Here is a 21,799-nt window from a genome sequence, read left to right as displayed (position 1 = left end):
AAGGAAAAATCGAAATGGCTAAGGCAGTAAATAAGACGGAAGCTCCCGCCGGTGAAGGGCATAACAGCGGAGCCGTCGGTATAAGCGAGAAGGACCGAAAGGTTCTATTCTTCATCAATCGCAAGGATTGGATCGAGGCGATGGAGGCCAAGAAAGCCGCCGATGCCAAGGTGAAGCAGGTCGGCAAGGCGATCAAAGCCGATCTTGGGAAATATGGTCTCGATCAGATCAAAGCCTACGAGAAGGCCCAGACGCCGGAAGGCATTCCCGAACTCAAGGCGCGGCGCGATGCCGACCTACAGGCGATGCGGTTCGCTGGCGTCCCGGTCAACACCCAACTGGACATCTTCATCGACCGGGCGCCCGCGGCAGAACGAGCCTACGGCGAAGGCGAGGAGGCGGGCCTTCGCGGCGACACGCTTACCAATCCCTACAATGAAGCCTCGCCGGAAGGGCAGGAATATGCCCGCGGCTGGCATGAAGGGCAGGGCGCACTATTCGCCGGTATCAAGCAGAAGCAGGATGACGCGGACACCAGGGACGACTTGATCCAGTCGGTTCCATTCGGTGAAGATCCAGACTTCCCTGACGGGGAGGACGATTGATGATCATTGCCTCTTCATATCGCCACACAGAACAAAACCCCCGATACCAGCAGGCTGTTCGCGAACAACAGCGGCGCGATCGTGAACGCCGTGAAGCGCAAGCCATCAAACTGCTTCCGAAGACCATTGAGATCAAACCGATCGAACCAACCGCCAAGCAATCACGCGAAGAAGCGCAGAGCGAGGCGGTAGCGCGCACCAAGGCGCGGTGGGGCGCTGCGGCGCCGGTCGACACCGTGCCTGCCATCATCGCCCGTGTGGCTCACCGGCACGGCTTTACCTATGACGATATCATCGAGCAGTCGCGGGTGAAAAAGCTGGTCGCCGCACGGTTCGAAGCCATGGCGGCGGTGCGGACAGCCAAGCCGCTCATGTCGGTTCCGGAAATCGCCAAGTGGTTCAAACGGGATCATACGACGGTGATTAATGCACTTCAGAAGATGGGCTTCAAGATATGTGGAGCGGAGCGTCCGGCGTATGACCGGGACATGGTCATCCGCATGCACGGATTCGGTTGGACGACTGCCGAAATCTCCAGGCGGCTCCGCTGCTCGGAAGGCACCATCCGGCGGATGCTTCGGGAGGTCGCGCAATGATCGACGGCCCCACGCGATCAATCCACATCATCACCGTGCTTTTCGTTTATCTCGCCGTCGCGCTGCTTGTGGCGGTGCCTGCCATCGCTTGGTTAAGGGGGTAGGGCGATGGATGGATATCAAGCCTTCCTCGAGCGAAAGCGCATCATAGACCCGATGACGGGCCTGAATAGCATTCCGCCGCTCCCCGGCGTCATGTTTCCATTCCAGAGCGATATCACGTCATGGACGCTCCGCAGGGGCCGGGCAGCACTATTCGCCGGCACCGGCCTTGGAAAGACCCTCATGGAGCTTTCATGGGGGCAGGCCGTCGCATCGGTCACGGGCGGTATGGTGCTCTTGCTCGCGCCGCTCGCCGTTTCGGCCCAAGTCATCCGCGAAGCCAAGAAATTCGGCATATCGGCCCGTCTGGTGAAATCGCAGGATGAATGCGGCTCCGGCATCAATGTGACGAACTATCAGAAGATCGACCATTTCGACATGACGAGGTTCGTGGGGGTCATCCTTGACGAAAGCTCAATCCTCAAGTCGACGGACGGCCATTACCGCACGCGCATCATAGAATTGTGCCGGGATATTCCGTATCGCTTGGCCGCCACAGCAACACCGGCCCCGAATGATTTCATGGAGCTTGGAAACCATGCTGAGTTCCTGGGTGTCATGTCTTACACCGATATGTTGTCGACATTCTTCACCCACGACGGCGGCGATACGCAGAAATGGCGCCTAAAGGGCCATGCGGAGAATGAGTTCTGGAAATGGATGGCGTCATGGGCCGTGATGCTTCGCGAGCCCGCCGATCTTGGATACTCAAATGAGGGGTATGATCTGCCGCCGCTTATCCAGCATCAACATACCGTCGAAGCGGAATATTCACCGTCGATAGATACCGGCCTTCTTTTCCCAATGCAGGCAACGACGATGCAAGAGCGTCTGTCGGCCCGAAGAGGCACCGTTACCGAACGCGTAGCCCTGGCCGCATCTCTCACCCCTGCCAACCGTCCTTTCGTCTGGTGGTGCCATCTGAACAGCGAGAGCGAAGCGCTTGCCAAGGCCATCCCGGAAGCCGTGGAGACCAAGGGCAGTGACACGGACGATGTGAAGGAGCGCAAGCTGCTCGATTTCATCGAAGGCCGTACGCGCGTTCTGGTCACGAAGCCATCGGTTGCCGGATTCGGATTGAATTTCCAGCATTGCGCCGACTGCGGTTTTGTCGGGCTCAACGACAGCTTTGAACAGATCTATCAGGCTGTTCGTCGCTTCTGGCGATTTGGCCAGACAAAGCCCGTCAATGTTCATTTCATTGCGGCAGAGACGGAAGGCGCGGTTGTCGCCAATCTTCGCCGCAAAGAGCGCGATGCCGACCGTATGGCGTCCGCCATGGTCAGGCACATGTCTGACCTTTCGAGCGCGGAAATCCGTGGGTCGACACGCACAATCCCCGATTATAACCCGATGCAGCCGCTTCGGTTGCCGGAATGGATAGGAGCACCGGCATGAAGCAGACCATCGAAATCAAAGCGGTCGATCAGGTCGTGACGAAGGATTACGCCATCTACCAGGGCGATGCCTGCGAACTTATCCGCGCTGTGCCGGGCGATAGTGTTCACTTCGGCATTCACTCCCCGCCATTCGAGGGGCTGTACAAATTTAGCGCCCATGATCGCGACCTATCGAATAGCGAAGGGCCGGATTTTTGGGAGCATTATGCATTCCTCATTCAAGAGCTTCTGCGCGTCACAATGCCCGGTAGGCTTCATTCGGTCCATTGCATGCAGCTTCCGACATCAAAAATCCGCAACGGCTTTATCGGCATGCGGGACTTTCGGGGAGAGATCATCACCGCATATCAAGATGCAGGATGGATATTCCATTCCGAAGTTTGCATCTGGAAAGACCCTGTTGTCGCGCAGCAGCGCACGAAATCAATCCGCCTCCTGCATAAGCAAATCACCAAAGATAGCACGATCAGCGGTCAAGGCTTGGCCGATTACATCGTCACATTCCGCAAGCCCGGCGAAAACCCCGAGCCCGTCGATGGCATGTTTGATGGATGGGTTGGTGATCATAGCCTTGATATCAGCATGGAGGCATACAAGCGCGATATCGAGCGCCGGGCGGCGGAATGGGATGGGCCGGACCCTTACAAGCCATGGCCTTTCCCAATGTGGGTCTCTGTCCTCGTTTGGCAGCGCTACGCATCACCTGTCTGGTCCGACATAGATCCGACCAGGACGCTTCAATACCGAAATGCGCGTGACGAAAAGGACGAAGTTCATATCTCGCCCCTGCAACTCGACGTAATAGAGCGTTGCATTGAGCTTTGGTCAAATCCCGGTGACGTGGTGCTTACGCCGTTCCTTGGAATTGGTAGCGAGGTTTATAGCGCCGTAGAGATGGGCCGGCGCGGCATCGGTTTCGAGATCAAGGATAAATACTTCATCCAGGCCGCGAAGAACATTGCGCAACTTCATGCGGCGAAGACCTCCGACATGTTCAAGACGGAGGCAGCCGAATAATGACCCCGCATCTGCAAGCCAAATCAATCACCCAATCGCTCGAAAACCCGCTCGACCGGGCGCTCATCGGCTTCATGACCCAGCACAAGGGCAAATGGATCGCGCGCGACCGGATCATGTATTGCGCCGGGTTTGAAAGCCCGAAAGACCAGCCGGTCGGCGCGTATGTCCAATTCCAGTGCTCGTTGCTCCGCGCCAACAGGGCGTTGCTCCCGCACGGTTTCCGCATCTGCCAATCAGAAGATGGCGCAGAGATATACAGCATGGGGAGGGCGGACGAATGCCAGTAATCCTCGGGCTAGACATCGCCACTGTCACCGGTTTCGCCCTGTACGATACCGACGCCTCGCTTTCCTCCATCAAAACGGGACTGATCAAGGCCGAAGGCAACGACGCCGAGCAAAAGGCGGCGTCCATCGCCATGCAGATGGTCAAGCTCATCACGTCCACCAAAGACAGTGAGGGGCGGATCGGCATCGATTTCATCGCCCTGGAACAGCCAATGCGAAATGTCGTGTCCTTCAAAAAGACGCGCCAGACGCTCGCCGGGCCGGTCGAGGAAAATACGATCAACCCAAACGCCTTGCAGCTTTCGAGCTTGTCCGGGGCTGTGGTGGGCATCATCGCAGCGTACCGGCTGCCGTGGGTGACGATCCCGTCATCAACGTGGAGGAAACACTTTTTGGGCATGGGCCGTTCGCCGGGCTTTGACCGGGCCGCGTGGAAGCGAGTCGCCGTCGAGCGGTGCCGGGCGCTTCGGATCACAGTCAAGAACGCTGACGCGGCGGAAGCTGTCGGAATCGCGATGGCGGCGGAAGCCAGTCAGGAATTTCGGTATCTCAAAGTGGGGAGGGCAGCGGCATGAAACAGCGGTTCATCGCCACGGGCTTCGGAGCCTACTTCTTCACGCTGTTCGCACTGTCATGGTGGGGTAATCAAAGCGAGGTGCTTATCGGAACGTTCTTGATCGCTTCACAGGTTTGGTTCGCGGCGGCGCTCATTCTCAGGAGGGGCGCATGAAGCGCAAAATGCTTGTAGCCGACCTCCTTTGCGGCGCCGGCGGATCGTCCACCGGTGCGCAGCGTGCGCTTGATGAACTCGGGCTCGACATGGAGCTTGTCTGCGTCAACCATTGGCCGACGGCTATCAAGACGCACGAATTGAACCATCCTGAGGCGCGGCACTATGTGCAGGATATCTCGACGGTGCGGCCCCACATCATCGTGCCGGAAGGATATCTCGACCTGCTGATGGCCTCGCCGACCTGCACGCACCACAGCGTGGCGCGCGGCGGCAAGCCCACCAGCGATCAGCAGCGCAGCGACCCATGGCACGTCATCACTTGGCTGACGGAGCTCCGCGTCAAGCGCCTCATCATTGAGAATGTCTGGGAGTTCACCGGCTGGGGGCCGGTCGATCCTGAAACAGGCAAGCCGATAAAATCGCGCAAGGGCGAATATTTCCATGCGTGGATCGAGACGATCAAGCGGCTGGGCTTTGAGCCGGAATGGCGCAAGCTCAATGCCGCGGACTATGGTGACGCCACGACGCGCCAGCGCTTTATCCTCATGGCGCGGTCGGATGGACGCAAGGTGCATTGGCCGATGCCGACGCACCGTCGACGGGGCGAAATCGGCGATGACCTGTTTTCCGGTGCAAAGCCCTGGCGACCGGCCAGCGATATCATCGACTGGTCGATCAAGGGCAAGTCGATATTCAATCGTAAAAAGTCGCTCGCTCCGAAGACGCTGAACCGCGTCTATGCTGGCGCGGTGAAGCATGGTTGGCCGCAGCCCTTCATCGTGATTTTGCGCAATCACATGGCAGCGCAGGGTATTGACGCGCCGTTGCCGACCATCGCGGCCAATGGGCAGCATATCGCGCTGGCGGAGCCGGTGATTATGAATGGCCGGAAGGGCAATCAGCCAAAAGGGGTGTCAAGCGAACCGATACCCACGCTCGATACCAAGGGAGGTGTCTGGCTCGCGGAGCCGTACATTCTCAACCGCCACGGTGACGGATATGGCGAGACGCGGGCGCATTCTATCCATGAGCCGACGCCGACAGCTAATTGCGACGGGGGCGGGTATCTGGTCGAGCCGTTTGTACTGTCGCAGGCTTCAGGCGGCTCGCCGCGCGCGGTGAGCGAGCCGCTTCCGACCTCCACGACGGGTGGGGCCGGCGGCGCGCACGCTCTGATCTCTGCGTACTATGGCGCGAACGCCACCTGCACCAGCGATGCCGATCCGCTCCCTACTGTCACGACGAAGGACAGATTCGGCATCGTGGTACCCGTCACACATACCCGGGTGACCAATAACGGGCGATCAATCGATCAACCTATACCGACCATCACCACGGCGAAGGGTGGCGAATTCGCGGTTGTCCTGCCGGTCACACACGAGGGTGGGCACAGCCGGGGGATTAACGCCAACACCGATCCGCTGCCGACGGTGACCGGTGCGAACCGTGGCGAACTCGCCGTCGCGGAAGCGGCTGGTGAATACGACATTCTGTTTCGGATGCTGGAACCGCACGAGCTAGCGGCGGCCATGGGCTTCAATGACGGCGATCAGGAATACGAGTTCGCCGGCACGAAGACGGAAAAGATCAAGCAGATCGGCAACGCCGTATCCGTCGCGAAGATGAAGGCTTGTGTCGGTGCGATCATGGCTGATGAAGCGCCCGCGCGCCGCCCCGTCGATGAGGAATTCAGGGAGGCCGCTGAATGAACGCTCATGCCACAGACCTCCGGCCCGCACTTCCCGACGCCATCGAGGCCGAACAGGCGCTACTAGGCGCACTCCTCATTGACAACGCCGCATATTGGCGTGTCGCGGGTTTTCTCAAGCCGCAGCATTTCAGCGATCCACTCCATACGCTGATTTATGAAACGGCGGGAACGATGATTGCCGAGGGCCGGGCGGTCAATCCGGTGACAATAAAGCAATACCTCCCGGCTGATCAACGTATTGGGGAAATGTCCGTCCTCCAATATGTGGCGCGGATGGTGACAGAAGCCATCGGCTCATTCAGCGTCTATGACTATGGCCGGGCGATTATCGAGGTATGGGCTCGACGGGCGCTTGTGTCGCTTTCGCAGGATATCGACACGCTCTCCCGCACTATGCCGGCCAATATGACGCCGGAAAAGATCATAGCAGAAATTGCCGATCGGCTGACGCAGATTGCCCAGGAGGGCAACGAGCGTGCCGGTGCGGTCAAGTATGGCGTGATCCTCCCGAATGCCGTGCAGAAGGCTGCAAGCGATAGCACGGATGCATCGTCTCGCATTCCATGGTTCCTGCCTGAGATATCCGAAGCTTTGGGCGATATGCGCCGCGGCAACCTGATCGGTTTGATGAGCGATAGCGGTGGCGGCAAGACAAGCTTTAGCCTTCAGCAATGCCGATTTGCTGCCGCGAAAGGATTTCGATCAGCATTTTTCTCGATTGAGGTGACGGAGGAGGAGGCCGCGCTTCAGGCGGCATCGCAACAGTCTCATATTCCATTGGGTCGGCTGGATTCCTTCACCCTAAATACGAAAGAAAACGAAGATATCGAGCGCGAGATATGGCAGGCTAAGGACCTGCCTTTCTACATCGTCGGCTTCGGGGAATGCTCGCTTTCCGATATCCGCGTCAAGGCCGAGGCAATGGTGAAAAGCCAGGGCTTGGACCTGATTATCATCGACCACGCCAAAATGATCGCATTGCCAAATCCGAAGGACATGTTCGCGGAGCGCGTCAACGCGCTATATCGCGGATTGAAGGCGCTGGCGAAGACACTCAACATCGCCATCGTGATCCTTATCCAGCGCAATGATGACTGGAAGCGCCGGTGGCAGTCGAGTGGAGCATATACCGCTTTCCGCCCAGTAATGGGCGATGCGTACGGCGGTGGCTCAATCAAGCAATCCCTCGATGTCTGGTTCTCGCTTTACCGACCTGAACCCTTATTCCGCGAAATGCTTCCGACGATGCCCCCGGAGCGCGTCAAGGAAGGGGAACTCACGAAGAAACAAACCATGATTCAGAAGATGGAGGAATCGCGTGGGAAGGCGGCGATCATTAATCACAAGCGTCGGCGCGGCGAGCCGGGCCAGTCTCCGCAGATCGGCTTCGATGCCGAATACACCATGTTCAAGTCGCTGGCCGATGACATGCCTCCGGCGTTCGAGGGATTTTTGCAATGAACCAATTCGCCGGTTACGTCATAGAAACCCCCATAGGCTACCGCGCGATGCTCCGGTTTGCCCATGAAGCTCGTCCCGGTCCAATTCTGGGACCTGGTGGCAACCCCGTCATTTTCCAGACAGACGCCGAGGCATGGAAAGCCGTCGCCACGCATCTGTTAGCCTATTTCAACGGCGATCTGCGCCGGCACGGCGCAACGCTCACCACGGCGCGCTCTGAGGCCGACGCGTTGTTTCCGACATTACATAGGAAGGGAAGGGCCATCACCGTTGAACGGAGGGCTTTGGCGAAATGAAGCGAGAGGTTGCCAATTTCGAAAATGAGGCCGCGCTTTGCAATGCCTTCATCGCGGCGGTGAAAGACGAATGGGATGTTTATCCGGAAACCGCAGGATTCGACATCCTGCTTTCTCGTAAGGCTGACGGCGCCCAGATCGGCATTGAAGCAAAGCTGGCGCTGAATGCAAAAGTTCTCGATCAAGCTCTCCCATATCTGAGCGATTGGTCTGCAGCGGAAACAGGGCCGGACTATCGCGCCGTTCTGGTTCCCGACGGAAAGGTGCAGGGGCTTTATTCTTCGCTGTGCCGCATGCTTGGAATTACAATCATCATGATGAAAGATCAGGAGGCCGGACGCTATTCGACGCCGTTCTTCCCCTACCTTCCTGGTCCAGATACTTGGGCATCGCGCGACTGGCATCAGTGGTGTCCAAACCATCGTTGTTCGCTGCCAGACTATATTCCAGATGTCGAAGCCGGCCATAGCGCGCCGGTGGCGCTTACGGAATGGAAGATCAAGGCGATCAAGCTCGCCATCGTCATGGAAACGCGCCCGGTGACGCGGGCCGATTTCAAGGTACTTGGTCTCTCACCATCGCGGTGGACTGATCCTTGGACGGGGTGGCTGGATAAGACGCCGGATGGTTATGTTCCAGGGGCTTCGCTTCCGGATTTCAAAGCACAGCATCCGGTCAACTATGAACAGATCAAGGCCGATGCAGATAAATGGATGCTCCCTCAAATGCCATTGGCGCGACAAGGGGCGCTATCGCTATGATCACGATGTATTTCTGCTACGAGCGCGCCGACAACGGACGATGGGATGCGGTGGTTTACCGGACCAATTTCGGAGAGCCGAGGGTATGGCCCGACAACCGCGAGCGCACCAAACTGGTGGAAGTGCCGCCGGAATGCATCGGCGCCGACGATGAGCCCCTTTTCGGGGCGCTTAAGGGGCGGTTCTCGCCGCCTGCGGAGGGATGATGATCGATCCCCGCGTAAAAGCCATCTGTGATGAATACTGCATCAAGATCATCGATCCGCGCCGCTATCCCGAGATAGGGGAGACGCGGGCCGTCGCCACCATGGAGCGGATATTACGAAATTTCGGCGAGGACCATTTCCGGCTGGTTATGTCCACCTTGGCCGAAACTGCGAACAATAAAGCCCTTTTGGATGAATATGGGCTTTGGATGGCATCAGACCTCATTCACGCATGTCGGGCCATAATCGACAAGGACGCATCGGCATGGCTCGAATTATGGGATGCTATCCCGCTGGGCCAGCTACAATATATCGCCCAGGACCTTTCCGGCATCACCCCGCAACGACATGCCCTTTCGGGGATGGTCTTTGAGAGAATCTATAGGCGATTTGGACCCAATGCAGATCAATTGGACTTGCTGGATGATCGCCGCGTTCTCCAGCAAGGAGAGTGACGATGCAAAACTCAATCAGTTTTGATCGACTTCATAAGCTGTTGGAATACGTTCCTGCAGAGGGTCATTTCGTATGGAAATCACGCTCCATTTCTGAGTTCGCATCGGAAATGCAATGGAAAAGATGGCGCACCCGCTATGAAGGGAAGAAAGCTGGGTCGGTGAACGGTTCAGGATACAGGCACATCCAATTGGATCGCCGACATTATCTTGAGCATCGCCTTGCGTGGCTATACTACTATGGGGAGTTTCCAGCGAACGAAATAGACCATATCAATGGCGACAAGGCCGATAATCGGCTTGCGAATTTGAGACATGTGACCGCCGTTCAAAACAACCAGAATAAGAAAAGGCCATCCCACAATACCTCTGGTGTTATTGGCGTAGCCCCCGCTCGTTCTCGCGGGAAATGGATAGCTCATATCAAGGTTGGTGAAGAGAACATCTATCTCGGGACATTTAAGAGCATAGAACTCGCTGCCGCTGCACGTCGCGGTGCAGAGAAAGTTGCGGGTTTCCATCCCAACCATGGAAGGAGAACAGCATGACGCCCCTTGGTATCGCTGAACTGTTTATCCGCGCCGCAGAGGTGGATCGACGCTTGCCGGACACCGCCAGACCGAAAAGGCTGAAGGCCCAGAACCTTCCCTACGTCCACGATCAGGCCGACCAGAACGGATGGGGTGAGGAGCGATACCAGGAGGAGCGTGAAAGCTTCTTCCGCAGCCGCCTTTCGCATGAGCAGGTTTCGGAATGGGAGCTGTGCAACACGCTCATCCTTTTCATTGAGGACGAAAGCCGCCGCCGGTGCTTGTGGCATTGGGCTATGGCTCAGGCTGGAGGCAAGCCTTTCGCGGTCTGGTGCCGGAATGAAGGCTTTCACGTCGAAACCGGTCGGCGGCGGAAAAACCGGGCAATCTTAGAACTTTATGCCGCTCTTGCTCGCAACGGCTTGATAAATAACGAAAATGCCGATTTCGAGATGTTGCGTGTTGGGCCTGAAAACGGGCATATTCACGTCAACATCGGAGACGACGCGCCCAGCAAACAGCCGGTCACATGGAGGGATGATTTCGCCCTCGTAAACGATGAAACCATTCGGGATTTGGATTGGGCTCAGTCGAGAAACAAGCGTCGCCGCCAGAAATATGCGACACGGAAGAAGGCGGCATAGTCTACAGGTCGCCCCGGTATACGCGGGGCAGGGTGCGAGGCCCGGGCGGTTTATCCGTATCCTCGAAGTCCTCGGGTGCACACGGGGCAACATTATAGTTTCGAGGCTTTCGCTATAAGCTGGGGCGTCCGGTTTATAGTTTGCCTCAACGGGAATGCGAGGACGGCGCGGGGCTCTGCCCGGTCGATATCGAAAGTGTCCTCGTTTGAGGGCAGCCTCGCATATAGCTGACGGCCAGCGAAGATAGCCGCACTCGGTTAATGGTGGCGCAAAGTCCTTGTGAGAGCCTCGCCTGAAAAGGTCCGAGTAGGGCATCCTCGATCAAAACTGGATCAACAACTCAACCCGTGCAAAAACTGCACAGGTTCAGCCTCGCTCACGCGGGGCTTTTTTATGGGAGAGGGCCATTGCCGCGCAGCCTTATCGCGCTCGCCGTTGTCATCGCGGCGATAATCGTCGGATCTGCCCATGCCGCCGTGCCGCGACCTGACCGGCCCATGGCCCTTTCGAAAGAGGATCCGCTCACGCTCCGCCCGACGCCGATAGCGATGGATCGCAAATGCACCGGCACCGTGCGCCTGGTGGAGGCGGAAGGTGAGCGCCCGGTGATTATCCTGACCGAAATCACGTGTGAATGAGGGAGACGATTATGAAGCGCAGATCATTCCTCGCGATGCTGGGCTTTGCGCCGGCGGCTGTAGTCGCGTCGAAGGTTCCGGCGATTGCCAAGCCTATTGAGGGTGTAGCGTCGGATAAGGCGGTTGCAGATGGGGCGTTCCGGGCGAACGTCGGCCGCGTTGTCGCAGGCGGGATGCGCACCAAGGACGGCTCATTCGTGATGAAGCGCTACGCTGACGGCGGCGGCACCACCTCGGTTTCGGCGCGCCACTTCACGCTGCCCGAAGCGCCTCAGACCCCATTCATCCCCACGGCCTAATCCATGTGGATCGTCAATCCCCGCGATAGCGCGGCAATCCTCTTTCTGGAGGCGGTGTTGAGGCGTGCGGTGCTTAACGGGGCGCGATCTGCTATTGCTCGATCAGCGTAAGGGAGGTTAAAGGGAAGACGCCTTGGTCCTTTTTCCATGGCGCTTTGTCCTGAACAAACCAATCGCACCAAGCGCTCATGGTGTCCGAATACGTGGGTTTGCCAACGCTTGAAACTGTCATATGAGGGCCGCCGGACTTCAATCTTACGACACTGCCAACTTTAATTTCTTCAGCCATCTTATGTCCTCCCAAGGTTGAGCCCATGCCAGTTCTCAATAACGCCAGGCACGAGAAGTTCGCCCAGAACCTCGCCAAAGGCAAGACGGCAGATCGGGCATATGTCGAGGCGGGATACAAGGCGAACCGGCATAACGCTGCTGCCCTCGCGAGAGAGGAACACATTTTAACACGCGTGCATGAATTGCAGAAAAAAGCCGCAGAACGCACCGCTGTGACCATTCAGGGCCTCACAGACGAGCTTGAAGAGGTCAGGGTCTCCGCTAGTACCGCCGAGCAGTATTCCGTCGCTGTGAGCGCCATTATGGGCAAAGCCAAGCTGAACGGACTGCTGGTTGAGAAGAAGCAGTTGACCGGCGCGAACGGCGGTCCCGTGCAGATCGACCTAACCGGGATGTCGAATGAACAGCTCCAGTCCCTCGAAGCCCTCCTTGCTGCACTTGCCAGTTCCGCCAGCGGTACTCCTGAGGCAGGTGAGGGGGGAACTGACGAGACGCCAAGCTGACGCAGAGCGGGAAAGGATTGCCAAGGACGCCGAACGTATCCGGTCCCGGTGCCAATTGCTTGCCGGCTTTGTCCGTGAAGCGTGGCATGTGTTGGAGCCAACACAGCCATATATCCACGGCTGGCACATCGATGCGATCTGCTCTCATCTTGAGGCGATCACCAAGGGTACATTCCTTGCGATGGGGCTATCCAACCGGCTTCTGATCAACGTGCCGCCGGGGACGATGAAGTCTCTACTCGCGTCAGTCTTCTGGCCTGCATGGGAGTGGGGCCCGGTGGAAATGCCGGGAATGCGGTATCTGGCAACGTCCTATTCGGAAAACTACGTCAAGCGCGACAGTCGGCGCATGCGCGATCTGGTCAATTCGGAGTGGTATCAATCGCTCTGGCCCGAGGTCAGGCTTGTGCGGACCGGGGAGGCGTCATTCGCCAATGACAAGACCGGGTTTCGCGAGGGCGTGCCGTTCCAGAGCTTGACCGGTGGTCGCGGTGACAGGGTGATCATTGATGACCCCCATTCGACGGAAACGGCGGAAAGCCCGGCTGAGCGACAACGGACAACGCGCATATTTCGGGAATCGGTCCCGTCGCGTGTGAACGACCCGGAGAAGTCCGCGATCGTGGTCATTATGCAGCGGCTCCACGAAGACGATGTATCCGGCCAGATCAAAAAGCTCGGGCTTGGCTATCAGCACCTCATGTTGCCGATGAAATACGAGGCTGAGAGGCATTGCACCACGGCGCTGGGGTTTGAAGATCCGCGCTCGACAGATGGGGACTTGCTCTTTCCTGAGCGGTTCCCGCCCAAGGTACTCGAACGAGATCAGAAGGCGCTCACCGCCTACGCCGTCGCCGGCCAGTACCAGCAAAGGCCGGTGCCTCGCGAGGGCGGTTTGTTCAAGCGGGAATGGTTCGATGGCAAGATCATCCGCCAGGCTCAACCCGGAACAATATGGGTGCGCCATTGGGACTTGGCTGCCACCAAGAAGGCCACTGCCGCCCGCACGGCGGGGGTGAAGATCGGACTTCAGCCGGACGGTTCATTCGTGGTCGGTCATGTCGCCAAGACGCAGGACGAAGGCAACAAGGTTCGAATGCTGATCAAGGGAACGGCAGAAGTCGACGGCAAGGATGTTGCGATCAGCCTTCCACAGGATCCGGGGCAGGCCGGTAAGGTCCAAGCGCAGGACATGATCGCAATGCTTGCCGGTTGGAAGGTGAAAGCCGAGCCGGAAACGGGCGACAAAGTCACGCGCGCCGAACCGTTCTCCAGCCAGTGCGAAGCCGGGAATGTCTATCTCGTCGCTGGCGAATGGAACGAGGACTACCTTGACGAACTGTGTCTGTTTCCGGGCGGCTCGTTCAAGGATCAGGTGGACGCCAGTTCTGGAGCATTCGGGCGACTTCTCGTGAAGCGCCAAGACAGCTTCTCCGGCATCGGCGCCCCCGTCGCCATCCCAATCAACAGTTAGGCTATGACACATGCCCAAATCTCCATTGTCGAGCCTGTTCAGTTTGATGGGGTTCGAGAACAAGCCGAAGGTCAGCCCATATCAGGAGGCTGGTGTAAGCGGCACGGCTGTCTATGGCGGCTTTGTCCAGAATGCCGAACGGAACCCCGTCGTCGCCGGTTATAGGCGCTACGAGACCTTCTCCGACATCATGATCAACACGTCCATCGTGGCGGCTGGCATGAGGTATTTTCTCGGACTTGCGACAGAACCGAAATGGACCATCGTCCCTGCCGCTGATTTGCCGGACGGGCAATCGTCCGACGCTGCAAAGGAGGCTGCCGAGTTCGTAGAATTGGTCCGTCACGACATAGGCACATCCTGGCACCGTATCGTTCGCCGTTCCGGCATGTACCGGTTCTACGGCTATGCAATTCAGGAATGGCAGGCATCGAAGCGCGAAGACGGCCTGATCGGCATCGCCAACATCGAGGCGCGGCCACAGCACACCATCTGGCAATGGGATATCGATCCGGTCAGCGGGCAGGTGAAGGGCGTTGTGCAGCGCTCGCCGCAGACCGGGGAGTTATTCTGCATCCCGCGATGGAAGTTGATCTATCTGGTGGATGACACGCTATCCGATAGCCCGGAAGGGCTTGGATTGCTACGCCAAGTCGCGGAGCCTGCGGAGCGTCTGAAGGAATATCTGAAAATCGAAGGCATCGGCTTTGACCGCGATCTTCGGGGAACGCCGATAGGGCGAGCGCCGATCGCAGAGCTTGAGGATATCAAGCGCACCAATCCGCAAGACGAAAAGCTTGGACAAAATATCGACGCGGCAATTGCAGCGATGCGCAGCTTCGTCCAGACGCAGGCGAAGGACGTAAACACCGGCCTTTTGCTGGACAGCACACCATTCAAGAACATCCAGGCGGACGGCCATTCCTGGTCCAGCTCCCTCCGTTGGGGATTGGAGCTGCTGCAAGGCAATTCCACCGGCATCGAGCATCTGGGCGAGTCCATCGAGCGCACCAATTTCGAGATTGCCCGTGTCCTTGGCGTGGAAACGTTGATGATCGGGCAGAGTTCGGGAAGCCGGGCACTGAGCGAGGACAAGAGCCGCAACCTGTACATTCAAGTCAACGGGATGCTGGTCGACATGGCCGAGGTATTCAATCGTGACCTCATAGGATCGCTTTGGACGCTCAACGGCTTCGATAACCGGCTGAAGCCAAGGTTCCGGCCCTCGGAAGTCTCATTCATCTCGGTGGAGCAGGTCGCTGCAACGCTTCGTGACATGGCGACTGCCGGTCACGTCCTGGCGGCGGACGATCCAGCCATCGATTTCGTCCGCGAGCTTCTGGGCGCACCACATGCGCCCGAGCCCGACCCCGCGCTGATGGGCGTATAGGAGATTACTCATGGCTATCACCAGCGATTACCTGATTGAAGTCTACCGGCCTCAGATGGAGAAGAAACTGCCGGACGCGCAGAAGGGGCGAGAGGTTGCCTCGATTGGTGACCTTCTCAGTGACGGCGGTGCATTGACGCCTCCAACCGGAGCCGGGGCCGCAACCGTCATCGGGTACAATTTCGGGGGCGAATATTCCGCGGTTCCCTATTCGCAGGAAGTGATGGGGTTCAACCTCGTCATGCGCGACATCGAGGGGCAAATTCCCGGCCCGGCGCCAACGCAAGACGCGCACCTTGCCAACAAGAGCTATGTGGATGAAGCGGTGGCCAATGCGCCGACCGCGACCTGGGACACACTTGGGGGTAAACCCGCCGTCATTGCCGCCGGGAGCGACCAGGCGGCGGCAAGAACCGCTATTGGGGCGGGGACTTCCAACCTGACCATAGGGACGACGGCGGCAACCGCCATGGCCGGGAATAAGGAGCCGACGACTTCGGAGAGGGGCGGGGTGCTGCAACAGGCGGCGATGGCGGACCTTACCGCCGCACCCACGCAAGATAATTTCAATGCGGTCTTGGCAGTTCTTCGCGATGCAGGCGTCATCGCAACAAGCTAATAGAGGGAAGAAACAACATGGCGACACAGACTTACACCATCTTAGATAATGGCGTGCATGGGATCACCATTGAAGAAAGCACGGCAGGGTCAGCCCCTCTTCTTCTGACCGATGCCGAGTTTTTTGCACTGGTTGCATGGCTGCAAAGCGAGGGAATAATCGGCACAACGAATGTGCGTGAATTTGTCGTGAGGCCACAGGAAGAGATCACGTCATTAGGCGGCTCCACAAAGCTCGATCAGCCCATCGAGGTTCTGTAGGAGGCTCGCGATGGCAAATTGGTGGCGGCGCACGGCGCAGGCGCTTGGCGCGTCTGGCACTGGTTCATGGAAGCGACGTGCCGCGCAAGCATTGGCCGCGATGAACGGAACTGGATCATGGTCGAGGCACATCGCGGAGGGGCAATCTACCACCGAAGGCGATGGCTCATGGGATCGTCGGATCGTGACCGGACTAGACGCGACCGAAGGCACCGGGCCGTGGGCGCGCCATATCGCTAAAAAAGGCATCACTCCGTAGGGACACAACCAATGGCCTTCATTTATCCGCAGGTCGTCATCGGCGGCACGAGCTACGACGCTTATGCCGCCGTCGCCGATGCTGACGCCTATCTCAACGGCTCCGTGAATGCCGCTGCCTGGGTCGCGCTGAGCGAAGATGACAAGGGCCGGGCCATCGTGACTGCTGTTCGCGTGATCGACGCTCAGAACTGGAAGGGTGAGAAAACCGAAGCCGACAATGCGCTGGCGTGGCCACGCACCTGCCAGAGCGACCAGACGAAATTGCCCGCGGCGCTTGTCGCCGTCACGATCCAGCTTGCCTTCGCGATAAGCCAGAACCCGGAGCTTGCCGGCGGCGCGTCGAGCGGCCAGGGCGGTACGAAACGACTTAAGGCAGGGTCGGTTGAGATCGAATACTTCAACACCGGGATACTGCCCAGCCAATCCAATGCTTCGGCATTGTGGGGCATCCTCGCGCCATTGGCGGGTTGTCTTGCATCATCAAGTGAGGGCGCATCTCTAGTGGGGGCATACGCAAGCGGGACGACACGGTCGTCGCCGTTCTCGGACCCGGATTATTCCTTGACGCGGGGCATATGATCATCGTCCCAGATCGTCGCCAGGATCGCCACACCACGCCAAAATGAAATCGGCTGCACGCCTTGGACACGAGACGCTTTGATCAGCGCCTCGTTGGCGGTGAGCAGCCATGTCGATGGATCGTCGGGAAGCTGTGTACCGTCGCGGGGATCGAATGCTCTCAACCTTTTCATCGCTCATCAATTACAGCACTCCGATAGCCTTCGCAAAGGAGAAAAGCTCCGATTACGAGCGTGTTGAGCGGCTTGTGTCCACACTTGAGGCAAGTGTCCGCGCCGCATTCCTCCGCTTTGTCCAGACAGTCCAGAGCGATGAGGCGATGCGGGAGATCGCGGAGTTTCTTGGTCGAGGTGATGTCGAGACGGCTTTGTCCGTGGTTGACCGACACATCGCCCGGATGGCTCCTGTCCTATCCACCGTGTTCGATGCGGCGGCGCGGGACGAGGTGAAATCCCTTGCCGATCAGGTGAAGAGCTGGGCCCCATCGACGGGGATTTCTTTCGATCCCACCAACGAGCGCGCCGCGGCATTGATGCGGCAGAACCAACTCGAATTCATCCGGGAAATGCAGGACAGCCAGCGCCAGTCAATTAGACAGGCATTGACGCAAGGCCTTGTGGATGGTTCCGGGCCTCGCGGCGTGGCTTTCAGCTTCCGCAACGCCATCGGCTTGACGACCCAGCAGGAAGAGGCGGTGCGAAACTACCGGCGCTTGCTCGAAAGCGGGAGCAGGGAGGCGCTGGGCCGCGATCTAAGGGACCGCCGGTATGATCGCTCCATTGAGCGTGCATCCCTCGCTGGCGAGCCTCTGGGCGGTGATCAAATCGACAGGATGGTTGATCGCTACCGGCAAAACGCGATCAAGTCCCGCGCCGAAACGATTGCTATCACCGAGACGGGGCGCGCAATCAGCGCCGCCCGGCATGAAGCCTTCAATCAGATCACCGAGGAAGTGGAGATCGCAGACGATCAGATCGAGCGCGAATGGAAAACTCATCGCGACGGTCGGGAGCGCCCCAGTCATCGAAATATGCAGGTTAGGACGGTTCAAGGGCGGGAAGCGAAGTTCGTCACCGGCAACGGGGTCTCTATGATGCGTCCGCACGATCCAAGCGGGCCTTCAAGCGAAGTCATTCGGTGCCGATGCGTCCAGTTGATGCGGATCAAGAAGCCGGAAGCGAAGCCGCAGGTCGCGCCGGAGGTTAGTTTAAAGCGCCTTGACGATGAAGCGCGAGGGGCCGTTTTGAGCGCAGGCCAGCGCGACGGTTTCGAGCATTTGGGAGGATATGACCGGATCACACGGGAAGTGCTGGCGCAGATCGACGGGAGCGCTAATAACTATGTTGGCTTCACAGATGAACTGGAGAAGAAGCTCCGCGATCCAAAAAGCGCCCTTGTGCTGCATCACAACCATCCAAGCAGCTCGTCTTTGAGCGCTCAGGATTTGATGATGCTCAATTCCTACCCTGGAATGCATACGGTCTGGGCGCATGGGCACAACGGCAGTTCCTACGCAGCGTGGGAACCGAAGCGTCTCACCGAAAAGGTTATTGTCGATACGCGCAAGCGCGTCCGGCGGGAACTTGAGCGAAAAGTCAACACCCGCAAGATCACGCCTTTCAATGCCAAGGCGGTGGAAACACACCTCGTTAATCTCGCACTCGAGCGGCTTGGGCGCATGAAATATACCGCAGAGTTGCGGGGGGACAGGGCAAGCGCTTATATGGAGGTGCAGAATATGGTTGAGCAAATTCTCGCGGAGGTGACAAAGCGATGAGCAATGGATCATTCATAGACCCCCCATCTTATTTCGATGCGCTGGAGGAATGGGAAGCATTCGCGGCCTCGATGCGGCGCATTGCCGACAAGGATGAGGGGGCCAAGCGCGAACTCGAAGAAGCCGAGCAACGCATTGCGGATCTGAAGGCGCAGGGCGCGGCATAGCGTTTCATTCATGTAGATTCCCACACGGGCGGTTCTTCGGAGCCGCCTTTTTCATTTTCGGAGCCAACATGAGCCAGCCATCCGCAAGCGCCGTCCATGTCGATGGCGTCGATTGGCGCGAGAGCAAGAAGAAGCCGAAGGACGCCACCAAGACCGCCGCCGGGCGCTCGCTGGAGCCATTGGACGGTGAGCGCTCAAAAACGCCCTTTGCCTATGAGGGCAACGTGCTCGGGATGCTCCGCGAGGATCAGGTTCCGCGCTTTTTCGGCACGTTGACCAATTCCGACAAGCTCGAAACCCAGACGCTGAAGCTTGCCGATCTCACGGCAATGCAAAACCGCGTCGATACGGCGAAGGTGAACGCCATTGCCGGGAACGGCGCTGCCGGCGGCAAGCTGCCGGTGGTGGTGAAGATCAACGGACGGCTTTGGATTGCGGACGGCCACCATCGGCTGACGGCGGCATGGCTCAACGGCGATGAGGAAGCCGAAGTGCGCTTCAAGGACCTGGAACCGGAGACGAACGTCATGAAAGCAGAAATCGTCAAGGCTGATGACGAGCAGCGCATGGCCTATGGATGGGCATCGGTCATCTCCGAAGGCGGCAAGCCCGTCATCGATACCCAGGGCGATGTGATCGACGCCAGCGAACTGGTCAAATCGACAACTGAGTTCATGGCCGATGCTCGCGTAGCCAAGGCGATGCACGAGGGGGGGCAGGTCGGCGAAGTCCTGCACTCATTTCCGCTCACCGCCGAGCTTGCAAAGAGCCTTGGCATTTCGTCCGACCGTGAAGGATGGATCGTCGGAGTGAAGGTGCATGACGACGGGATATGGAAGCGAGTGAAGTCGGGCGAGCTTCGCGCGTTCTCGATCGGCGGTTCCGGTACCCGAATTCCGATGACCGAGTGAGGAAAATCAGATAGAAAAAGCGGGCCGAAGCGGTGCGCCAACACCGGCTCCGGCCCTAATCGTGGTGAGCGCCATCCGCTCCATAAGCTGACTGAAGATGAGGCACGGCAAATTCTCTCACTCAAGGGCCTCATGTCCCAGCGGGAGATTGCTGAAATGTTCGGCGTTGCCGATGGAACAGTCGGCGATATCCATCGCCGCACAAACTGGGCATGGCTGGAGTAATCGAGAACGGAGACGCCTAAAATGGCAACGAAGCTCAGCAATATGAAACTGGCGGAATTGTCCCTGGTGGACAATCCCGCAAACAAGTCGGCCACGGTCTCGATCTTCAAGCGCGACACCAGCGATCCCTATTGGAAGCGCTCATTTACCGCAGAGCAGCGCGAGCAGGCCGCATCAAGCGGCGCGGCGATGCATGACGGATCATTCCCGATTATCAGTGCTGGCGACCTCAAGAACGCCGTTCACGCCATCGGCAGGGCAGATAACCCAGAGGCAGCAAAGAAACACATCATCAGCCGGGCCAAGGCGCTCGGCCACACCGATTTGCTCCCCGACGGCTGGGTGAGCAAGAGCGCCGGCGATGGCACAAACCCCGACCATGGAGAACAACGCATGGACCCCGAACTGCAGAAGAAGATCGACGCGGCGGTTGCTACTGCCATTGCCGCTGTCACCAAGCGAGCAGAGGCTGCCGAAACGAAGGCGGCGGACTTGCTCAAAATGTCCAAGGAAGAGCGCGAGCACCTGGACGCAATGAAGGATGACGAAGCCAAGAAGGAATTCATGGCCATGTCGCCCGAGGATCGCAAGAAGAAGGTCAGCAAAGCCGCCGAAAGCGACGAGGTGCTGAAGGTGGATGGCAACGAAATCCGCAAGTCTGCGGTTGGCGACGCCACCTTCTCCGTGCTGAAATCCCAGCAGGCGGCAATCACCAAGCAGGCCGACGATCTGAAGAAGGCCAAGGATGAGACGGAATTCGAGCGGCTCAAGAAGCGCGCCACCGACGAATTCGGCCATCTGCCGGGCACACCCGAAGCCAAGGCCGGCGTCCTCAAGGCTATGGGCAACATGGATGAGGATGTGCGTAAAAACCTCGACCATCTGCTTAAGACCGCCGAAAAGATCGCGGCCAGCGCCTTTGTCATGAAGGGATCGCTCGACGGCACCACGCACGATGTGGAATCGCCCGAAGGCAAGCTAGACAAGCGCGCCAAGGAGATCGAGAAGGCCGAGGGCATCAGCCTCGCCAAAGCCTACGACAAGGCCATGGTGGAAAACCCGGCCCTCTACGACGAGATCGCCAAGCGAGCCGCCACAGCGCAGTAAGCGGCAGCCCCAAATCAACCATTCCCCGCCGTGAGGCGGCATGTCCCATAGATGGAGATTTTTCATGTCCTACTTCGAGAGGAAGCGGACGATCACGCTGCTTGCCGGCGCTGATCTGTCTGCAAGCCAGTATCTATTCGGCGTCGTTGGCGCTGCTGGCGTAACAGTCGCCGCTGCCGGCGCTGTTGCTGATGGCGTGATCGATAGCAACCCGACTGCCGGGCAGGCTTTTCCGTTTGCGATTGGCGATGTCGTTGAGATCAAGCTGGGAGCAACGCTCGCAGCCGGCGCCACCGTCGCCTCCGGCGCCACCGGGCAGGCCGTAACGGCTGCCGCCGGCGCCCAGCTTGGCAAGCTGTTGGAAGGCGGTGTGGCGGGCGATGTCGTCCCGATGCTTTGGCAGAAGGTCGCGTAACCAATCCAACCCATTTGAGCATGCAGAACCGCCTACGGGAGGTTTTTTGATGCCCTGAAACAAGCGCCGTCGCGAG

31 protein-coding genes are annotated in these 21,799 nt (G+C 58.5%); 29 read left to right on the top strand and 2 right to left on the bottom strand.

The annotated features are described in order from the left end of the window. Nucleotides 1-14 precede the first annotated feature (14 nt). The 17 genes from C7477_RS03590 (at nucleotide 15) to C7477_RS03515 (ending at nucleotide 11,744) form a co-directional block, all read left to right on the top strand. Entirely contained in the window at nucleotides 15-605 is a 591-nt protein-coding gene (locus tag C7477_RS03590) for a hypothetical protein (RefSeq protein ID WP_110749073.1), read from the top strand. Further along, nucleotides 605-1,201, top strand: a complete 597-nt coding sequence (locus tag C7477_RS03585; RefSeq protein WP_110749071.1) for a helix-turn-helix domain-containing protein — start codon at nucleotides 605-607, stop codon at nucleotides 1,199-1,201. The genes C7477_RS03590 and C7477_RS03585 overlap by 1 nt, the downstream gene beginning before the upstream one ends. Nucleotides 1,202-1,309: 108 nt before the next feature. Then, complete coding sequence (locus C7477_RS03580; protein WP_110749069.1) at nucleotides 1,310-2,701, top strand: DEAD/DEAH box helicase; 1,392 nt, start codon at nucleotides 1,310-1,312, stop codon at nucleotides 2,699-2,701. After that, a complete protein-coding gene (locus C7477_RS03575; protein ID WP_110749067.1) occupies nucleotides 2,698-3,720 on the top strand; it encodes a DNA-methyltransferase in 1,023 nt (340 codons plus the stop codon). The genes C7477_RS03580 and C7477_RS03575 overlap by 4 nt, the downstream gene beginning before the upstream one ends. After that, nucleotides 3,720-4,010 carry a hypothetical protein gene (locus tag C7477_RS03570; RefSeq protein WP_110749064.1) on the top strand — a complete coding sequence of 97 codons (291 nt, stop codon included), beginning with the start codon at nucleotides 3,720-3,722 and terminating at the stop codon, nucleotides 4,008-4,010. The genes C7477_RS03575 and C7477_RS03570 overlap by 1 nt, the downstream gene beginning before the upstream one ends. Beyond that, nucleotides 4,001-4,585, top strand: a complete 585-nt coding sequence (locus tag C7477_RS03565; protein ID WP_110749062.1) for a RuvC family protein — start codon at nucleotides 4,001-4,003, stop codon at nucleotides 4,583-4,585. Before C7477_RS03570 ends, C7477_RS03565 begins: the two co-directional genes overlap by 10 nt. Beyond that, complete coding sequence (locus tag C7477_RS18910; protein WP_181418334.1) at nucleotides 4,582-4,740, top strand: hypothetical protein; 159 nt, start codon at nucleotides 4,582-4,584, stop codon at nucleotides 4,738-4,740. Before C7477_RS03565 ends, C7477_RS18910 begins: the two co-directional genes overlap by 4 nt. Next, nucleotides 4,737-6,452, top strand: a complete 1,716-nt coding sequence (locus C7477_RS03560; RefSeq protein ID WP_110749060.1) for a DNA cytosine methyltransferase — start codon at nucleotides 4,737-4,739, stop codon at nucleotides 6,450-6,452. The genes C7477_RS18910 and C7477_RS03560 overlap by 4 nt, the downstream gene beginning before the upstream one ends. Continuing rightward, a complete protein-coding gene (locus C7477_RS03555; protein WP_110749059.1) occupies nucleotides 6,449-7,915 on the top strand; it encodes a DnaB-like helicase C-terminal domain-containing protein in 1,467 nt (488 codons plus the stop codon). Before C7477_RS03560 ends, C7477_RS03555 begins: the two co-directional genes overlap by 4 nt. Continuing rightward, nucleotides 7,912-8,211, top strand: coding sequence for a hypothetical protein (locus C7477_RS03550; RefSeq protein ID WP_110749057.1), 300 nt, complete (start codon nucleotides 7,912-7,914; stop codon nucleotides 8,209-8,211). Before C7477_RS03555 ends, C7477_RS03550 begins: the two co-directional genes overlap by 4 nt. Further along, a complete protein-coding gene (locus C7477_RS03545; protein ID WP_110749055.1) occupies nucleotides 8,208-8,972 on the top strand; it encodes a hypothetical protein in 765 nt (254 codons plus the stop codon). Before C7477_RS03550 ends, C7477_RS03545 begins: the two co-directional genes overlap by 4 nt. Beyond that, nucleotides 8,969-9,178, top strand: coding sequence for a hypothetical protein (locus C7477_RS03540; protein WP_110749053.1), 210 nt, complete (start codon nucleotides 8,969-8,971; stop codon nucleotides 9,176-9,178). The genes C7477_RS03545 and C7477_RS03540 overlap by 4 nt, the downstream gene beginning before the upstream one ends. Continuing rightward, entirely contained in the window at nucleotides 9,175-9,633 is a 459-nt protein-coding gene (locus C7477_RS03535) for a hypothetical protein (RefSeq protein WP_245411702.1), read from the top strand. Before C7477_RS03540 ends, C7477_RS03535 begins: the two co-directional genes overlap by 4 nt. Before the next feature lie 2 nt (nucleotides 9,634-9,635). Then, nucleotides 9,636-10,181 (top strand): HNH endonuclease, encoded by a 546-nt coding sequence (locus C7477_RS03530; protein WP_110749049.1) that lies wholly within the window; start codon nucleotides 9,636-9,638, stop codon nucleotides 10,179-10,181. Between the two features lie 53 nt (nucleotides 10,182-10,234). After that, nucleotides 10,235-10,807 (top strand): hypothetical protein, encoded by a 573-nt coding sequence (locus tag C7477_RS03525; protein ID WP_146226061.1) that lies wholly within the window; start codon nucleotides 10,235-10,237, stop codon nucleotides 10,805-10,807. Nucleotides 10,808-11,214: 407 nt separating this feature from the next. Continuing rightward, a complete protein-coding gene (locus tag C7477_RS03520; RefSeq protein ID WP_110749045.1) occupies nucleotides 11,215-11,445 on the top strand; it encodes a hypothetical protein in 231 nt (76 codons plus the stop codon). Between the two features lie 11 nt (nucleotides 11,446-11,456). After that, nucleotides 11,457-11,744 (top strand): hypothetical protein, encoded by a 288-nt coding sequence (locus C7477_RS03515; RefSeq protein WP_110749043.1) that lies wholly within the window; start codon nucleotides 11,457-11,459, stop codon nucleotides 11,742-11,744. A 91-nt stretch (nucleotides 11,745-11,835) separates the two neighbouring features. On the opposite strand, the gene C7477_RS03510 is transcribed toward C7477_RS03515, so the two are convergent. Next, nucleotides 11,836-12,033, bottom strand: coding sequence for a DUF2158 domain-containing protein (locus tag C7477_RS03510; protein ID WP_181418333.1), 198 nt, complete (start codon nucleotides 12,031-12,033; stop codon nucleotides 11,836-11,838). Between the two features lie 25 nt (nucleotides 12,034-12,058). Between C7477_RS03510 and C7477_RS03505 the strand changes: the two genes are divergently transcribed. From C7477_RS03505 to C7477_RS03480, 7 genes are all read left to right on the top strand, one after another. Next, nucleotides 12,059-12,538, top strand: a complete 480-nt coding sequence (locus C7477_RS03505) for a terminase small subunit (RefSeq protein ID WP_110749039.1) — start codon at nucleotides 12,059-12,061, stop codon at nucleotides 12,536-12,538. Nucleotides 12,539-12,626: 88 nt separating this feature from the next. Continuing rightward, nucleotides 12,627-14,012 (top strand): phage terminase large subunit, encoded by a 1,386-nt coding sequence (gene terL, locus C7477_RS03500; protein ID WP_342633262.1) that lies wholly within the window; start codon nucleotides 12,627-12,629, stop codon nucleotides 14,010-14,012. Nucleotides 14,013-14,022: 10 nt separating this feature from the next. Next, nucleotides 14,023-15,402 carry a phage portal protein family protein gene (locus tag C7477_RS03495; protein WP_146226060.1) on the top strand — a complete coding sequence of 460 codons (1,380 nt, stop codon included), beginning with the start codon at nucleotides 14,023-14,025 and terminating at the stop codon, nucleotides 15,400-15,402. A 10-nt stretch (nucleotides 15,403-15,412) separates the two neighbouring features. Continuing rightward, nucleotides 15,413-16,021, top strand: coding sequence for an acetate and sugar kinases/Hsc70/actin family protein (locus C7477_RS03490; RefSeq protein ID WP_110749033.1), 609 nt, complete (start codon nucleotides 15,413-15,415; stop codon nucleotides 16,019-16,021). A gap of 17 nt (nucleotides 16,022-16,038) precedes the next feature. Next, nucleotides 16,039-16,281: a hypothetical protein gene (locus C7477_RS03485; RefSeq protein WP_110749030.1), complete on the top strand. Its 243-nt coding sequence runs from the start codon at nucleotides 16,039-16,041 to the stop codon at nucleotides 16,279-16,281. 10 nt (nucleotides 16,282-16,291) lie between these two features. Beyond that, nucleotides 16,292-16,540 carry a hypothetical protein gene (locus tag C7477_RS18710; RefSeq protein WP_146226059.1) on the top strand — a complete coding sequence of 83 codons (249 nt, stop codon included), beginning with the start codon at nucleotides 16,292-16,294 and terminating at the stop codon, nucleotides 16,538-16,540. Nucleotides 16,541-16,551: 11 nt separating this feature from the next. Continuing rightward, nucleotides 16,552-17,121: a DnaT-like ssDNA-binding protein gene (locus tag C7477_RS03480; protein WP_110749028.1), complete on the top strand. Its 570-nt coding sequence runs from the start codon at nucleotides 16,552-16,554 to the stop codon at nucleotides 17,119-17,121. On the opposite strand, the gene C7477_RS18905 is transcribed toward C7477_RS03480, so the two are convergent. Further along, a complete protein-coding gene (locus tag C7477_RS18905) occupies nucleotides 17,097-17,294 on the bottom strand; it encodes a hypothetical protein (RefSeq protein ID WP_181418332.1) in 198 nt (65 codons plus the stop codon). The genes C7477_RS03480 and C7477_RS18905 overlap by 25 nt on opposite strands. Before the next feature lie 74 nt (nucleotides 17,295-17,368). On the opposite strand from C7477_RS18905, the gene C7477_RS03475 reads away from it, so the two are divergent. From C7477_RS03475 to C7477_RS03460, 5 genes are all read left to right on the top strand, one after another. Continuing rightward, entirely contained in the window at nucleotides 17,369-18,898 is a 1,530-nt protein-coding gene (locus C7477_RS03475; RefSeq protein ID WP_181418331.1) for a phage minor head protein, read from the top strand. Next, nucleotides 18,895-19,065, top strand: a complete 171-nt coding sequence (locus tag C7477_RS18900) for a BAR domain-containing protein (RefSeq protein ID WP_181418330.1) — start codon at nucleotides 18,895-18,897, stop codon at nucleotides 19,063-19,065. The genes C7477_RS03475 and C7477_RS18900 overlap by 4 nt, the downstream gene beginning before the upstream one ends. Nucleotides 19,066-19,133: 68 nt before the next feature. After that, nucleotides 19,134-19,976, top strand: a complete 843-nt coding sequence (locus tag C7477_RS03470; protein ID WP_110749024.1) for an XkdF-like putative serine protease domain-containing protein — start codon at nucleotides 19,134-19,136, stop codon at nucleotides 19,974-19,976. A gap of 246 nt (nucleotides 19,977-20,222) precedes the next feature. Continuing rightward, nucleotides 20,223-21,308 (top strand): hypothetical protein, encoded by a 1,086-nt coding sequence (locus tag C7477_RS03465; protein ID WP_110749022.1) that lies wholly within the window; start codon nucleotides 20,223-20,225, stop codon nucleotides 21,306-21,308. Nucleotides 21,309-21,372: 64 nt separating this feature from the next. After that, complete coding sequence (locus C7477_RS03460; RefSeq protein ID WP_110749019.1) at nucleotides 21,373-21,723, top strand: hypothetical protein; 351 nt, start codon at nucleotides 21,373-21,375, stop codon at nucleotides 21,721-21,723. Nucleotides 21,724-21,799 lie beyond the last annotated feature (76 nt).

The sequence above is a fragment of the Paramesorhizobium leguminum genome (assembly GCF_003217235.1).
Lineage (GTDB): Bacteria > Pseudomonadota > Alphaproteobacteria > Rhizobiales > Rhizobiaceae > Paramesorhizobium > Paramesorhizobium leguminum.
The sequence above is the reverse complement of the archived record's forward strand: the minus strand, read 5'-3'. Positions and strand labels throughout refer to the sequence as shown.

Excerpts from the sequence above, each read along its gene's own strand:
- C7477_RS03555 (WP_110749059.1), top strand. The coding sequence starts at position 6,449 with ATGAACGCTCATGCCACAGACCTCCGGCCCGCACTTCCCGACGCCATC.
- C7477_RS03550 (WP_110749057.1), top strand. The coding sequence starts at position 7,912 with ATGAACCAATTCGCCGGTTACGTCATAGAAACCCCCATAGGCTACCGC.
- C7477_RS03580 (WP_110749069.1), top strand. The coding sequence starts at position 1,310 with ATGGATGGATATCAAGCCTTCCTCGAGCGAAAGCGCATCATAGACCCG.
- C7477_RS03510 (WP_181418333.1), bottom strand. The coding sequence starts at position 12,033 with ATGGCTGAAGAAATTAAAGTTGGCAGTGTCGTAAGATTGAAGTCCGGC.
- C7477_RS03590 (WP_110749073.1), top strand. The coding sequence starts at position 15 with ATGGCTAAGGCAGTAAATAAGACGGAAGCTCCCGCCGGTGAAGGGCAT.
- C7477_RS03540 (WP_110749053.1), top strand. The coding sequence starts at position 8,969 with ATGATCACGATGTATTTCTGCTACGAGCGCGCCGACAACGGACGATGG.
- C7477_RS18900 (WP_181418330.1), top strand. The coding sequence starts at position 18,895 with ATGAGCAATGGATCATTCATAGACCCCCCATCTTATTTCGATGCGCTG.
- C7477_RS03480 (WP_110749028.1), top strand. The coding sequence starts at position 16,552 with ATGGCCTTCATTTATCCGCAGGTCGTCATCGGCGGCACGAGCTACGAC.
- C7477_RS18910 (WP_181418334.1), top strand. The coding sequence starts at position 4,582 with ATGAAACAGCGGTTCATCGCCACGGGCTTCGGAGCCTACTTCTTCACG.
- C7477_RS03465 (WP_110749022.1), top strand. The coding sequence starts at position 20,223 with ATGGCAACGAAGCTCAGCAATATGAAACTGGCGGAATTGTCCCTGGTG.
- C7477_RS03570 (WP_110749064.1), top strand. The coding sequence starts at position 3,720 with ATGACCCCGCATCTGCAAGCCAAATCAATCACCCAATCGCTCGAAAAC.
- C7477_RS03535 (WP_245411702.1), top strand. The coding sequence starts at position 9,175 with ATGATGATCGATCCCCGCGTAAAAGCCATCTGTGATGAATACTGCATC.
- C7477_RS03505 (WP_110749039.1), top strand. The coding sequence starts at position 12,059 with ATGCCAGTTCTCAATAACGCCAGGCACGAGAAGTTCGCCCAGAACCTC.
- C7477_RS03585 (WP_110749071.1), top strand. The coding sequence starts at position 605 with ATGATCATTGCCTCTTCATATCGCCACACAGAACAAAACCCCCGATAC.
- C7477_RS03530 (WP_110749049.1), top strand. The coding sequence starts at position 9,636 with ATGCAAAACTCAATCAGTTTTGATCGACTTCATAAGCTGTTGGAATAC.
- C7477_RS03490 (WP_110749033.1), top strand. The coding sequence starts at position 15,413 with ATGGCTATCACCAGCGATTACCTGATTGAAGTCTACCGGCCTCAGATG.
- C7477_RS03560 (WP_110749060.1), top strand. The coding sequence starts at position 4,737 with ATGAAGCGCAAAATGCTTGTAGCCGACCTCCTTTGCGGCGCCGGCGGA.
- C7477_RS03460 (WP_110749019.1), top strand. The coding sequence starts at position 21,373 with ATGTCCTACTTCGAGAGGAAGCGGACGATCACGCTGCTTGCCGGCGCT.
- C7477_RS03545 (WP_110749055.1), top strand. The coding sequence starts at position 8,208 with ATGAAGCGAGAGGTTGCCAATTTCGAAAATGAGGCCGCGCTTTGCAAT.
- C7477_RS03495 (WP_146226060.1), top strand. The coding sequence starts at position 14,023 with ATGCCCAAATCTCCATTGTCGAGCCTGTTCAGTTTGATGGGGTTCGAG.
- C7477_RS18710 (WP_146226059.1), top strand. The coding sequence starts at position 16,292 with ATGGCAAATTGGTGGCGGCGCACGGCGCAGGCGCTTGGCGCGTCTGGC.
- C7477_RS03485 (WP_110749030.1), top strand. The coding sequence starts at position 16,039 with ATGGCGACACAGACTTACACCATCTTAGATAATGGCGTGCATGGGATC.
- C7477_RS03470 (WP_110749024.1), top strand. The coding sequence starts at position 19,134 with ATGAGCCAGCCATCCGCAAGCGCCGTCCATGTCGATGGCGTCGATTGG.
- C7477_RS03575 (WP_110749067.1), top strand. The coding sequence starts at position 2,698 with ATGAAGCAGACCATCGAAATCAAAGCGGTCGATCAGGTCGTGACGAAG.
- C7477_RS03565 (WP_110749062.1), top strand. The coding sequence starts at position 4,001 with ATGCCAGTAATCCTCGGGCTAGACATCGCCACTGTCACCGGTTTCGCC.
- C7477_RS03515 (WP_110749043.1), top strand. The coding sequence starts at position 11,457 with ATGAAGCGCAGATCATTCCTCGCGATGCTGGGCTTTGCGCCGGCGGCT.
- C7477_RS18905 (WP_181418332.1), bottom strand. The coding sequence starts at position 17,294 with ATGAAAAGGTTGAGAGCATTCGATCCCCGCGACGGTACACAGCTTCCC.